This window comes from Vibrio nitrifigilis, from assembly GCF_015686695.1.
Classification (GTDB): Bacteria; Pseudomonadota; Gammaproteobacteria; order Enterobacterales; family Vibrionaceae; genus Vibrio; species Vibrio nitrifigilis.
The window spans coordinates 800,348-814,610 of sequence record NZ_JADPMR010000001.1; the positions used below are offsets into that span (position 1 = coordinate 800,348).

Below are 14,263 nucleotides of genomic sequence, written 5' to 3' on the forward strand. Positions count from 1 at the left end.
GTGATGAACAAAACACCGAAGTTATTAAAACCGATGTATAACCTTTTGATTGAAAAGAACATGGATAGCTTTTCTATCCTTCAAGCTAGGGATGAATTATTAAAATCGACGGATCGGTTTAGTGACGAAACCGAAGCAAGAAAGTTCGTTCATAGGCAAGTTCATCATTTAGCTTCAAAAGGATATTTGGTCATACTGGGAACGGGTAGGCAAAAGCGGTTTAAGAAGACTGAGTTGTTCCACAAAACAGACTTTTCAGTGAGATCTGAACAATCTAAACCTAAGTCAGTTAGAATCAAGCATGAATCAAATGAGCCGCCAACTAAGAGACTTGATGACCATATTGTTCTGATCAAAGAACGTAACCAATATCAAGGCGAGTTAGCTATTTCGTTAGCTGAAGCGGAAGAGTACAAAGCTTTACTGGGACGCTTTCCTGATCGTTCAACACTCCTATTTCCACTGCATTCGGCAGCTAAAGAGAAAGCAGCGACCATCTTAGGAAAGATGAACGCAGTTAATGCGTTAATTGCATCGATTGAGCAAGATGGAACCTCAACGTGTTAAGAGAGTGGCAAGAAGGCTGCGTTAAAGCGGCTATCGAAAAATACCAATCTGGACAACGACATTTTTTGTGTCAGGCGACACCTGGTGCTGGTAAAACGGTCATGGCAGCTGAATTGGCAAAAGCACTAATTGATATGGGCAACGTTGATCTGGTTTTATGTTTTTCTCCATCGATTTCTGTTGCAGAAAACATGAGGTCTACTTTCTCTTGGAAGCTGGATTGCCAATTTAGCGGTAGCTTAGGTGAGATGGGCTGCTCTTATACTTACCAAAGCCTCAAATATCAATCCGATGGATTTTGGAAAACCATTCGCAAGTATCGTGTGTTGGCAGTGTTTGATGAGATACACCATTGTGCTGCTGATGAAGATGGTCGAAGTAATTCATGGGGTGAACAAATCGTCTCTAAACTTCAGCATGAAGCAGAGTATACCTTGGCCTTGACGGGAACACCATGGAGGTCTGATAAAGCTTCAATTGCTTTGGCAAGCTACACCAATCCTGAAGGGCAGATTATTTGTGACTATCAGTACAGCTTGCGAGAAGCCATACACGAGAAAGTGTGTCGAGTCCCTAAACTGGTTTTGGTCGATAACGACAATCTAACTATAACAGAAGGGGCTCAGCGAAAGTCATTTTCTTCTATCGTTGAAATGCTTAAACAATCTCGTAGCTCATATCAGGACATCATTCAGAATGAGCAGGCATTGGGTTACTTAATTTCTTTAGGTTGCCAGCGTTTAGCCACGATTAGGCAAGTTAATAAAAATGCGGGAGGGTTGATTGTTGCTGCATCTGTTAAACATGCACAGAAGATACAAAGCATGTTAGTGAACCGTTTTAAACAGACGGCAACGATAGTGACTTATCAGCACGATAACCCACTTCAAACGATAGATCATTTTCGTGAAAGCGACTGCCAATGGATTGTTAGCGTTGGAATGATCAGTGAAGGTACGGATATTCCTAGGCTGCAAGTCTGTTGTCATCTCAGCGCAGTAAAAACCGAGCTCTATTTTCGTCAGGTACTCGGCCGAATTTTGCGAACTAATGGAGAGCAAGAACAAGAAGCATGGCTCTATACGTTTGCAGAAGAATCATTAGTGGGTTTTGCTGAGCGTATCGAGCAAGACATTCCAGAAACTTGCCAGTTTATTAACTTAGCTGAAGTTGAAAACAACAATACTGAAGTCGAATTTGCTGTTAGTTCACCAGGAATATCATCGGGTGGAATGTCTACAGCATCAAGTCGATCGACGTTCTCTTGGGAGCTCTTTGGGAATGGGGAAGAACTTGGTGACTCCCATCTTTCGCAACAAGAATATGTGCTCATGGGAACGTTTAAACAGAGAGTGATTGCTGCGTTTAGTTGATGATTATCGGGCAATGAGCAGGAAATGAGAAATAACCTAATCTTTCCTTATCAGCAGCTTAAGATTACTACCTAAGCGAGATTTCCTATAAATAAGTGGCTCCGAAGTTATTTGTTGGTAATCACTTCGCGTAAGTGTTTGTTTATGCAAAACCAGTCACATGATACTAAGTGCGCTTTGTGCTTATCGTGATAGAATGAATTAACATTTCCTATATAAAAATCAGCTAGCTAGGTGCAATTTATGAGCCAGAACAAGCTATACATCCCCCTCAATGCCGGTGAGTCTGCAGTCTTGCCAGAAGCAAACACCCTGCTTCCTCGTAAAGAGGTTTACGAGCCGTTGGCAAAGTTGATTATTGAAGCGGTAGAGAAGGTAGATGCCGCTCATGGCAGATCACTGAATGAACTGAGAGAACACAGTGCTATCTCGATAGACGGAGCTCGCGGGACTGGCAAGACCGCTGTACTGGTCAACTTAAAGAGCTATCTTAAAGAGCAGGACGTCTTGAAAAATGTCCATATCCTCGAACCAGTAGACCCGACCCTACTGGAGGACTGTGACTCACTGTTTCTCCATATTATTGTCGCGGCAGTACTGCACGACAAAGACGTTAAAGAGGCTCAAAGAAAAGACCCGAACAAAGTCCGCTGTCTTAACCTAGCGCTTGAGAAACTCGCTCAATCTCTGGAGGCTGTAGAAACTCAGAAAGAGCGTCACGGGATGGACAAGGTGCGCGCGATGTACAGCAATGAAAATCTAGCCGACTGTGTGCAAGATTTCTTCCGTGAAGTGTTGAGTTTGTTGGAGAAAAAACTATTAATTTTGCCTATTGATGATGTTGATACTTCGTTGAATCGTGCTTTTGAAAACCTCGAAATTGTACGCCGTTATCTAGCCACCCCTTATGTGTTACCTATCGTCTGTGGCGACCGTGAACTATACAACGATGTGACCTGGCGTGATTTCCATGGACGGCTGACGAACGATTCTAAGCATTTGTCTGAAGCTGCCTATGAAAGGGCTGTAGAGTTAGCCTCAGAGTATCAGCGCAAAATTCTTCCATTCCCACGACGTTTGACCATGCCGCCAGTTAGCAATTATTGGCAACAGAGCAATATCTACTTGGGTGATAATGAAATAAACGAAGTGATGCCATTACGTAATTTTATTGCTTGGTTGGAAATATTTCTGTCCGGTCCAGTGAATGGCCTAGGCGATAGTCAATTGTCATTGCCGATTCCATCGATGCGCGCGCTAACCCAGTTACTAAATCAATGTCAGGGTCTGATTCCTACGTTGCCAAATATCATCAAAATGGGCGTCTCTGCCTTGGCTGTAAAACGAGCATGGCAAATGCCGAACGTCCCTTTAAAAGCGATTGAAGAATTTGAAAAGGAATATTTGAAACGACATAAGGACGAGAAGCGTGAATATGGTTCTGCATATGCCCAGTTTGCTGAACTAGCCAAGACATCACCTACTTCAAATTCAGATATAAGTGAGGAAAATGTCGATCACGTTGCATGGGTATCAAGTTTAGAAAAACACTTCAAGTATGAATCTACGGGGGGCGCTGCATATCTAGTTTTACTGGCAAAGCGGCATTGGCAGCAATGGCAAAATGCAGCCGTGGGGCAACCTAGTTGTAGTGTTTTTGACACGCCATTATTCCAACCGCGTATGCATGGTAATGTGAGCTACCAACATTTTGAACGAAATCATAACTTGTCTGATTGGCAAGATTTGCTTAGCAAAAAACTGCCGAATGTATGGTTTCGCGACTTGTTAGGAGTTAAAACTATCCTGCAATACCCGCTAGCTGAGGTGGGGTGTAACATTAATGGCGATTTGCAAAAGCAGCTTACTAACAGTCGTAAAGTAGATAATAAGGACTGGCTGGTTGCGCTTGGCAAGATCCCAGAGGGATTATCTTCAAGTGAACAACTCTCTCGTAATGCCGGTTTATTATTGAATTTGCTGGCAGAGTATTATTTCTATACTCCAACGAGTCGTACTTTTGTACTGAATATTGGACGTATTTTCGAACTAATTATTACTAGCCTACTTGGTCAAGTGAGGTTGGTCGACTTGCAGCGTATCCTTTACTCAGCTCCATTCTTCTCTGCTAAATCACAAGCACAAGATATTGCTAATTCAGGTCAGAACGGTATTAATGAAGAAGACGATATTTTCGAGGAAGGTCTTGAAGACAATACCGTAACTCCTATTGACAAAGCACTTAGTCAACTGGTGGTGGCAATTTCAAATTGGCGTAAAGAACATGCAATTGAGCTATTAAACCCATCGCCTTGGTTGATCTATAAGGTCTTCGAAAAGGTTTACTCTATGGTTTCTGATAATGGTAATCATGGGAATGGAGAAAGTGATTTGGCAGTGGTTTTGAACAAGGCAGGTCTGGTGTTTTATGCAACCTGGTCGGCATTTGGCAGCTTTGAGAAAGGTCGTCTGTTTGGTTTGCCTGAACTGGTTACAAGTGATGCGTTGCGTAAAGCGACCAATTTTGAGCAGCAGAACCATTTTAAAATGAATATTGGTCATCTTGCTCCATATGATGGGCATATTCGTAGTAGAGGAAAGTCTAAAGGTTCAAATGAAAGCGATATTGATAAAGAGAAAGCAAACCTTGCCAATAGCCGTTGTGAATTTGGAGACAAAACCAGAACAATTACTAATGCTTTGGCTTATCACCCATTGAGAACGTTGATCGATGAAGTAATGGGCTTGATTGATGCACAAAATAAGGAAAAACAGCCTGAAGATAATTCTAAAGGTAAAGCGGAAAACAAGAATGCTGATTGGCATTACATGTTGGAAGAATTGGAACTTTCCAAGAGAACAAGGGCTAAAAAGACTATCAAGGAGGCTGCTGAGACTAAGTCGAAAGACAAGCGTGATCAAATTCTGAAATATATGCAGCAAAGCTATAGTGATCATGATAGTACTGCTATGTTTACAGAAATTTGCACAGAGCTGGACAAAATCGAATCATCAAAGCTGTTGAATCACGAGTCTACTGTTGACTCTGGGGTGGCAAATGGGGTAGGTGGGGCCGAACAACAGTCATCTACAGATCCAAAGCAGGATAATGAGTAATGCTCCAGCGTTCCCTAACTGAACACGCTGCTGAGTGTTTTTTCGGTGATGAAAGATTGTCCGCTCGACTGTGGCAGCTATTGCAGCATCCTGCTGAAGGTTTGGATTCAGATCGTTGGCAATTGTTGCAGGATGATTTTTACCATTTACTGGTTGAAGGGGTGGAGACACGTTATCCACGTGAACACCGTTTGACCGATGTGCGCCAACTTATGGACCATTTAGTCGATGGTCATTTGCTACTGACTCCAGTCCTGCCTTGGCTGGACGAATTACAGCAGCGGCTGATGCAGCGCAATGGTGATTTACTCTGTTATCGCGAGAGAGAAGTTCAGGCCTATGTACGTCTCGCTGCAGGAATTGACCCGACGCTATTAGCTGGTTGGCACTTAGCTCAATGGCTTAATGAGATGCCGTTACTTCAGGCGCATGATATTCGACGCGTTGTATCGGCCCAACCCCCCTTTTTCTCGCCACAGAGCAAATCATCACTGCCATTCGCTGAGGGTCATGTACATTTTTGGGGTGTTACCGCTGATAGTGTGATTCTTGATGATTATTTGTTTGAAGATAGTGAGTTGATATTGGGTGAAAAGTCAACTCTGTGGCAGAAAGAACAACGTGACAGTCTGCAACCACTGTTGAAACGTGCGCGGAAATTGCTGATACTCTTGTTGGAACCTAATCAACAGCAGTGCTCTCAGGAAGATGGGCTGCAACATTGGGCTCGGCTAAATATTGCTATGCAAGAGTCCAATCATAAGCCAGACTGGAATTTGCTGTCTGCCAGTTCTCATGCTGCAAGCGTAGGTAGTGCAGATTGGTTGATAGGTCAGTTCGCAACGGCTATGGGGCTTGGCGAGTCTAATCGCTGGCTATGGCTAAATTTCTATCTTTGTAAGCGTTATATTGAGTTTGATACCCATCCGGATCAACGCGCAGCTATCTTGTGTTTTTGGCAAACGGTAAATCAGCTACGCCGAAGTTTGATCATGGACGGGCAAGGGTTAACTCGTTTTGCTGAACGTTCTTTTAATTCAGTACTGCAACGTCACTCAAAAGGTCATGATAATATCCGCCGAGTGTGGCCTGCTAAGGCTGATGTTGCGGAGATCAAGTCTGGACCGATGGCATTCAAACCTAAGTTAGTTGGTGAAATTGCTCGTGGTTTGATTTCGACTTCTGACTTATCCCTACCAAAACCGCCTTATATCTTTGGTGAGTCTGATATTCAGCTCGATATGCAGGCTTTGGCCACAATGCAGGCTCTAGAACGTTGGCAATTTTGTGGTCATTTCTCGCGCTCGCAGGCGCACAAACAAAACCAGCGCCCTAGACCGGACTGCAAAAGGCTGTGGCAAGAAGCTGAAAAACTGGTACGCAACTTAGAAAGTACTTCTGGTTGGAATGCTTCCGAGTTTATGGGGGGAAAACTGAATCCGAATTTCCATTTTCAGCCTGCTAGATGGTTTCGTGGGCTGGATGTGGCAGGAGATGAAAATGCTTTAAAAATCGAGTGGTTTGCGCCTGTACTTCGATGGCTACGCTGTGGCTTTAAATCACGGCCAGATGGTGAGCGAGCAAGTTCAGGATTTCATCTAAGCATTCATGCTGGAGAGGATTACGCTCATCCAGCGTCAGGTATGCGCCATATTGATGAGACAGTACGTTTTTGTGAAATGCGAGAGGGTGACCGATTAGGTCACGCGCTGGCACTTGGCATCATGCCAAAACAGTGGGCTGCACGGCAGGGCGAAATGATGCTGCCTCTGGATGAACATCTGGATAATCTTGTGTGGCTCTGGCATCACGCAAGTATCTTGAGTGGTGTTTTGCCATTGGCACAGCAAGTATTACCGCTGTTCGAACGACGCATTGCGCATTTCTGGCATAAGTCGTATTGGTGGCAGGTACCGGATTGGATGGAAGCCACAGACGACAATGAGAACCAGTCTAAAAATCAAGCTGAAGTTTCTGATATACCGTCTTTGAGGAACGCAACGCCGGGAGATTTGTATCAGGCTTGGTGGCTGAGGCGTAATTGCCATTATCGCCTGAAATCCTTGAGTGGTTCTTGGCCGATAGATTCCAGAGAATTGTATGCCTTGCCTGATCATCTAGAATTGAGCGAGTGTCACACACTAGCAAGTCGGCTATATCACGCTCGCCATACTTGGTTGAGTAATGTAAAAGAAGTGCCTTTAGTGATTGTGCGTATGGGCGATGAAGCTGCTGCTAATAGAGGATTTCATACGAAGAGCTCTGGCCGTAAGAATAATGAAAACATTTTGGAAGATGTCGATACTCCAGCCGAGCTGGATTTTATGCATGCGCTACAAGACTGGCTTCTAACGGAGTACGATAAGCTTGGGCTTATTATTGAAGCCAACCCGACCTCCAATGTCTATATTGCACGATTAAAATCCTACGCCGAACACCCGATTTTTCGTTGGTGCCCGCCAGACGAATCAGTATTAGAGCCAGGAAAACCGGCTAACCTTTATGGAATGCGCCGAGGCCCAGTACGCGTACTAATAAATACCGACGATCCCGGCATTATGCCAACGACATTGAGAACTGAGTTTCTGTTGCTCAGAGAGGCATCAATAGATTTAGGCATTGGCCGAACTGTCGCGGAACGCTGGCTAGAAGAGCTTAGAATATTTGGTATTGAGCAATTTCAAAGAAACCACTTACCTGTTTTTGAAACTATCTGACCTCATAAGGAGATCTTTAGTAAATGCAACCAGAAGACATTAAAACACTCACAAGCTTTGACGACATTATCAAATTGATGGATGAGGAATCGACTTATCTAAAAAAGAAATCACAAGAAACTGAGTGGCAACGTTATGTTTCGCGCCGTATTCCTGTATACGCCGGAATAGTCACGGTGCTTTTCCTTATCAGCTTGCTGATGACAACAATAAAAGCAGTATCACCGGAGCAGATGGACCAATTTCTTGCTAAGTTAAGTCTATTCACGCTAAGTCCATTCACGCTATCGTGGTATGGAGTCTTAGTACTAGTAGTATCAATTTCCATCATTATTTGGTCCACTTATAGCAAACGGACCCGTCATAAAGAATTAAAAATTGTCCTGTGGTCTCTAGTGCTAAAGGTGATCACTATAGGTTTGTTTTACTGTGTAATTATTTTCGAAAATAAAGCGCACTCGTTTATTAGTGGGATTGTTCTATTTGGTACTGTTACACTTTCAGTTATGTTGGCAGATCGCACATTCGGCTATACTCGTCGATATGAGCGTTATGATTTTTTTAGTCAGCAAGCTGAAGCTCTTGCAATAAAGTTTGCGTCTTTGAAAGCAATATCTAAAAGTTCTTTTGACGAACAGCATTTAAACGAATGCTTAGCGTTTTATGAGCAGTTACGCCTCAGTAAATACAAAGATACAGTCTCAGACTCTTTTTACCTGCTAAGTCAGATTGAAAAGAAAGTGGCTGGATAAGCAAGCTAGAACCCAAAAATACAAGAGCATCATCAATTATGGTGCTCTTTTTGATCATTGAACTAAGCAAATACATTATGTCATGACACAATTCTGTTTTTATCACCTATGTGCGAGAAGTAAAATTGTGACACTATTCAAACTAACTCCTTGATTTTTCCTGCTCATAGTTAATACTAAAACTTAGATATTCTAAGTTTTAGGTTGACAATGGACACGGAAATCGAACTTTACAGAGATGAATCACTCGAGAGCTTTTTGCTGCGGTTGAGTAAGTATCGCGGCTATGAGCGGTTTGCTCATTTTGCTGAAGATATTTGGCATGATACTCTGTTGCAGCATGATGCTACTCCCGGTGCTTTCCCGTTTGAACTGAGTCGAATTAATCTCTTTAAAGCTCAAACAACCAGCCAGATGCGGGTTCGTGTTCTACTTGATTTAGAAAAGCAATTTAGTCTAGATAATTTTGGCATTTTGCGGCTAGCGTTAGCCAATTCTAAAGCACTATTTTCACCAGAAAAAAAAGCCCTTCATCGTGCTGGTATTGACTACCCCTATGTTTTCTTGCGTAAAAATAGTACTCCCATTTGCCCTGAGTGTTTGAAAGAAGCTCCCTATATTCGGCAGCTATGGCACTTCATGCCTTATCAGGTTTGCCATAAGCACCAATGTAAACTTGTCCATCAATGTCCCCAATGTGGAAAAACAATTTCTTATCAACAATCCGAACTGATTGAGTCTTGTGAGTGTGGATATAGGTTCACAGCGTATGAAGCGGAAAAGCCGGAACAGTCTGCGCTGATAGTGGCTCAATGGCTGGCGGGTTCGCAGGCCTCACAGTTAGGTTTACTCAGCCATAAACTATCGCTATCGAGTAGGTTTGGCTTTTTGCTTTGGTACGTTAATCGCTTCGGGGATACACAAGATATTTCCTTTGATGATTTCGTTAATTGTTGTGAGACATGGCCTCAACGTCTTAATGAAGACCTAGATAGCATCGTTCATAAAGCCGACTTAATAAGAACGTTGCCTTGGAATAAAGCGTATTTTAGAGAGGTGTTTGGAGAATTACTCAAAGAGTGCTGTCGCTTGCCCTACCGTGAGTTAAGCAAGAATCCTGTGTTACTTGCCGTTGTGCAATATTTCACTTCATTAGTTAGCCATTATCCTCGATCCAAGTCATCCAACATTGCCGATATCCTTGTTAGCCCACTAGAAGCCGCCGCATTACTCTCTTGCACATCTGAAGAGATTATTCACCTCTATCAATTTGGTGAGCTTAAAGCACAAATCAAACCCAAATTACACAGTAAACTGGAGAACCATCAATCCGTTTTTACACTTCGCAGCATTATCGAATTCAAATTGGCGAAGATGACTAGTGAAGAAGATGGAGCAGTTAACTTTCTACCAGAGTGGTAAGTTATGAGAACATTGCAGGACCTTATCAAATTAGAAGATCCAAAGTTGCGCTTTAGCCAACTGAAAAAGTCGTTTATGCCTTATACCGCTCCGATTCAGATTGATGGGGATGAAAGGCAAGCTCTCACTGTATTGCTCAACCTGTCTTTGAGTACTCCAACGTGCAAGGATTGCCTCGACATGGATAGGGCCATGAAGTACTTCTCCGACGAGAAAAATCTGCAAACTGCGGAAGAGGAAGTTAAATGGTATCACACGCATAATCTTAAATTTCCAGATTGCCGCGTAGCAAACCAACGCATATTGGCTACACCGATACCTAGTAATGAAGTAACGTTAACCAGCCAGTCGTTATTACCTCAATTGGGTTGGGCTCATAATTCTGCAAAGTATAAACACACCATCTGGCTACTGAATAACTTTGTTTGGCGGGGAAGTAATGCGAATGTGCTTAATCTCATCCGTAATCAAAATGAATTATGGTCAGAGCTTTTGGTTGAGATGGGTTTGTCATTAGAGAAACAAGAGCAACTGCGAGCCATTTGTGAACGAAGTTTACCGGAAAGTGAATTGCCTACGGAAATAAGTCAGTTTAGTAAACAAGTTCGTTTTCCATGGCGAGGTGAGTACCTATCTATAACACCAGTAGTCAGTCATGCAATGCAGCAACAACTGGAAGTTCTTGCTAGAGACAAGCATTCCTCGTTTCGGTTTAAAACAATGAACTATCCCAACCCTGCTAGTATTGGCAATCTATGTGGTGCTCTTGGGGGGCACGTCAATGTGCTGAACTATCCTATCGGTGTTCGTAAAGACTCACAGCGGACATTATTGGTAAGTAGGGAAAAATCACAACACTACTTTGATGACTACCAGTTAACATCGAAAAAGACTGGCTTTGTTTTGGCTCATCTTATTGGTTTTGAGAAGCTTGATGATCGAAAAGCTCAAAAGCATGTTAGGAAATATCAGCTTAAGATCATTCGACGGCAGATAGCACGCTGGTTACTTCCTCTGATTGAATTAAGAGAGCAATTAGAGACAGAATCGTACCGACATTCCATGGATATTGCTGATCCGCTGGTAAAACAATTTCTAACCATTCCAGAGGCACAATTTAAGGAACTAGCATCAGAGCTTAATCAGAGAGTGCATCTGAGTTTACAAAGCAATCGCTTTTCATCGCGCTTTGCCTATCACCCGAAGTTGATGAGAGTGCTTAAAATCGAGCTGAATTGGGTGCTAAAACAACTTAGCCGACCAGAATCTGAACTCACGCACACAACAGAACAAAGAGAGCAGTATATTTATTTGTCATCAATGCGCGTTTTTGATGCAAATGCTAGAAGTTGCCCTTATTTGATGGGATCGCCATCGTTAACGGTATTTTGGGGCTTTGTTCATCGATATCAACGTGATTTCCAAGAATTATTGTTTGAGGATGATGAGAATGTGAGTTTTGATGAATTTGCTGTTTTTATACGTGATGAGGTAATGCAAACGACAGCAAAGTTAACCGAACCCAGTGTATTGGCGAAGAAGCGTGAAATATCACCAGTGAAACGCACAACTATTATTCGAGATGAGTATGCAGACCTTGAATTTGACTTGGTGATTAAAGTCAGCACCGGCGGTCGACTGTCAGATTACATTAATCAGTTAAAGGCGGCGCTCCCTAATAATTTCGCCGGTGGTGCATTATTTCAACCTGATATTGAACGGGGAGTAAGTTGGTTAAAGACGTTTGGTTCGACCTCTGAACTCCTTCATATAGTCAAAGGGCTATCAGGTTCTGGAACTTGGTTAGTGCCACATTCGGACCAGCCTGAAAGCTTAGAAACGTTGGAAAAACTGTTATCTAATGATGATACTCTCTTGCCTGTTTCAAATGGCTTTCATTTTCTGGAGTTACCCAAGCTAAGGGATAATTCCCTAACAGCACAGCATGCCTTTGCTGAAAACAATATTGGTATAGCAAAGCGAATTAGCCCCATCGAAATTAGACTTGGGGCACGGAATGCTTTTATTGAACGTTGCTTTTGGGCTCTAGAATCAACAGAAAGTACTATCCTTATAAAAAATAAAAGGAAATAGTACATCATGAAACTATGTAGTCAGTTGAATTACGTGCGTTCATTATCTTCTGGGAAAGCCTATTTCTATTATCTTGAAAATGAACGTCTAAGGCCTCTTAAAGTAGACCTAACCCATATTAGGGGGGCCAAATCGGCTTATTCATTAGCTTTTACGGGCGATTTCAAACCTAATAATTTAGCTCCGCAAGACTTAGCACACGCTCATCCCCAGTTTGTCGAGGAGTGTTACGTTCCTCCTGGAGTGAACGAAATTTATTGTTCATTTTCTCTTAGGATTCGAGCTAATTCATTAGCACCAGAAGTATGTTCGGATGCTGAAATACGAGACATTCTCCATCGACTTGCCGAAAGTTATCAGCGTTTGGGTGGGTATCGAGAACTAGCAAGGCGTTATGCAACGAATTTGTTGATGGGAACTTGGTTGTGGCGTAATCGTGAATGCAGAAATATTTCGATTGAGGTGAAAACAGAACAGCAACAATGGCAGATTGATGATATTCGGTATTTGGAATGGTGATTGGGAAGGCGATGCTGCAGTAGCACTGAATGGGTTGAGTGAATATCTTAGTAAAGCCTTATCGGACAAAACTCATTATTTCAATATGGATGTAAGAGCAAAACTGACTGTTGGATGGGGGGATGAAATTTATCCGAGTCAGGAGTTTATTGATGTCAAAGTGGTTGGTCAGCCAAGTAAACAGTTAGCCAAAGTTCTTATTGACGGTGAAGAGTCGGTGTCATTCCATGCTCAAAAGGTAGGTGCAGCCATTCAGTTAATTGATGATTGGTGGGCGGATGATGCCGATAAACCATTAAGAGTAAACGAATATGGTGCGGATAAAGAATATGTCATTGCGCGTCGACACGTGGTTGATAAACGGGACTTTTATTCTTTAATCATAAGAACAGAGGAGTTTCTCGAGGTTATGAATACCAGTGGTGAAATTCCCAATGACGTTCATTTTATTATGGCTGTTCTAGTAAAAGGTGGAGTATTCAGCGGCTCGAGTAAAAAGAAGAATAAGGATGAGTAACAATGAAGAGATATTACTTTTCGATTCGATTTTTACCTGAAAGAGCTGATTATGAGTTTTTAGCCGGACGTTGCATTTCAACGATGCATGGCTTTTTATCACAAGAACGAAATCATTCGTTTAAGAATAGTGTTGGTGTAGCATTTCCTCGTTGGAATGAGAAAAATATTGGTGATCTCATCATGTTTGTTTCTGAACATGAAAATATCCTTACAGGTCTTTGTTACCAACCATACTTTTCAACCATGATGAACGAAGGGTTGTTCGATGTATCACCAATAGCGCTAATCCCCAAAGATGTGATAGACGCTCGGTTTGTATACAACAAAACCATTCAGAAAATGTTTAATGGCTCTAAAAAGAGACGAATTAAAAGAGCATTAGCAAGGGCTGAAGCTCAAGGAACAGGCTACGTTCCCAAACCGGCTGAAGAGCGTGAGTTTAAGCCTTTTCACTGTATACCCATAGACAGTCATTCAACAGGACAACAATTTATTCTTCATATTCAGAGACAATTTACCAATGCAGTAGGTGATGAAAATCAGTTCAATAGTTACGGCTTTGCTTCCAACGAGCGTTGGACAGGTACAGTGCCTATATTTTGATTTTGACCTTATTTTTAGAGCAGATATTTATTCTTTTAAAATTCATAAAGTTATAACGTGACCAAAAAATAAGGGTATATTAGCTAGATTGTGACGAATAGCAAACTAATCAGAGCGTTAGCGTCTAAGGTTTATAGTGAACCGACGGATAGGCGGCTAAGAATAACAGGCTTTGAGGATAGTAAAGTAAATCTGTGTGAACCGCCGGATAGGCGGCTAAGAATAGGTCAGGAAGAAAGCAACCTAAAATCGCTGGGCTAGCGGAAACTAAGCCAAAAAATAAAAATGCGGTTACTTTTGTAGCCGCATTTTTTTGTGATTGATAAAGAACTATCAGCGTAAAAACATCAGTCGTCATTCAAACTCGTTTTTGCCCCTAAATGAGTTTCAACCTTTCAATTGCTAGCTTCAGCGAGTTACACTTTTACTTACAATTTCTAATATTAGTAATAACGAACTAATCGAACGTCTAAACTGTTTCAGCAAAAAAGTTCCGTATCAGGAGTTCGGTCAAATTTCGATCCGACTACTATAGTGTGTTGGTGTCTACAAATAACAAATATTTTCAGTCTATTCTTAC

General features: G+C 42.2%; 9 protein-coding genes and 1 pseudogene. 9 read left to right on the forward strand and 1 reads right to left on the reverse strand.

All coding sequences use genetic code 11. From position 1 onward, the window contains the following. Positions 1-3 precede the first annotated feature (3 nt). From I1A42_RS03660 to cas6f, 9 genes and pseudogenes are all read left to right on the forward strand, one after another. Positions 4-567 carry a hypothetical protein gene (locus I1A42_RS03660; RefSeq protein WP_196122686.1) on the forward strand — a complete coding sequence of 188 codons (564 nt, stop codon included), beginning with the start codon at positions 4-6 and terminating at the stop codon, positions 565-567. Further along, positions 561-1,940, forward strand: coding sequence for a DEAD/DEAH box helicase (locus I1A42_RS03665; protein WP_196122687.1), 1,380 nt, complete (start codon positions 561-563; stop codon positions 1,938-1,940). The genes I1A42_RS03660 and I1A42_RS03665 overlap by 7 nt, the downstream gene beginning before the upstream one ends. 243 nt (positions 1,941-2,183) lie before the next feature. Beyond that, a complete protein-coding gene (gene rdrA, locus I1A42_RS03670) occupies positions 2,184-5,057 on the forward strand; it encodes an antiviral RADAR system adenosine triphosphatase RdrA (protein WP_196122688.1) in 2,874 nt (957 codons plus the stop codon). Next, positions 5,057-7,774, forward strand: a complete 2,718-nt coding sequence (gene rdrB, locus I1A42_RS03675) for an antiviral RADAR system adenosine deaminase RdrB (protein ID WP_196122689.1) — start codon at positions 5,057-5,059, stop codon at positions 7,772-7,774. Before rdrA ends, rdrB begins: the two co-directional genes overlap by 1 nt. 23 nt (positions 7,775-7,797) lie before the next feature. Then, positions 7,798-8,526, forward strand: a complete 729-nt coding sequence (rdrD, locus tag I1A42_RS03680) for an antiviral RADAR system accessory protein RdrD (RefSeq protein ID WP_196122690.1) — start codon at positions 7,798-7,800, stop codon at positions 8,524-8,526. A gap of 210 nt (positions 8,527-8,736) precedes the next feature. Further along, positions 8,737-9,948 (forward strand): TniQ family protein, encoded by a 1,212-nt coding sequence (locus tag I1A42_RS03685; protein WP_196122691.1) that lies wholly within the window; start codon positions 8,737-8,739, stop codon positions 9,946-9,948. Positions 9,949-9,951: 3 nt separating this feature from the next. After that, positions 9,952-12,042 (forward strand): type I-F CRISPR-associated protein Csy2, encoded by a 2,091-nt coding sequence (locus I1A42_RS03690; RefSeq protein ID WP_196122692.1) that lies wholly within the window; start codon positions 9,952-9,954, stop codon positions 12,040-12,042. A gap of 6 nt (positions 12,043-12,048) precedes the next feature. Next, positions 12,049-13,078: pseudogene (gene csy3 / locus I1A42_RS03695) on the forward strand (type I-F CRISPR-associated protein Csy3). A 2-nt stretch (positions 13,079-13,080) separates the two neighbouring features. Beyond that, on the forward strand, positions 13,081-13,683 hold the full coding sequence (gene cas6f, locus I1A42_RS03700; protein ID WP_196122693.1) for a type I-F CRISPR-associated endoribonuclease Cas6/Csy4: 603 nt from the start codon (positions 13,081-13,083) through the stop codon (positions 13,681-13,683). Between the two features lie 124 nt (positions 13,684-13,807). Here cas6f and I1A42_RS03705 read toward each other — a convergent pair whose 3' ends face one another. Further along, on the reverse strand, positions 13,808-14,041 hold the full coding sequence (locus I1A42_RS03705) for a hypothetical protein (protein WP_196122694.1): 234 nt from the start codon (positions 14,039-14,041) through the stop codon (positions 13,808-13,810). Positions 14,042-14,263: the final 222 nt, after the last annotated feature.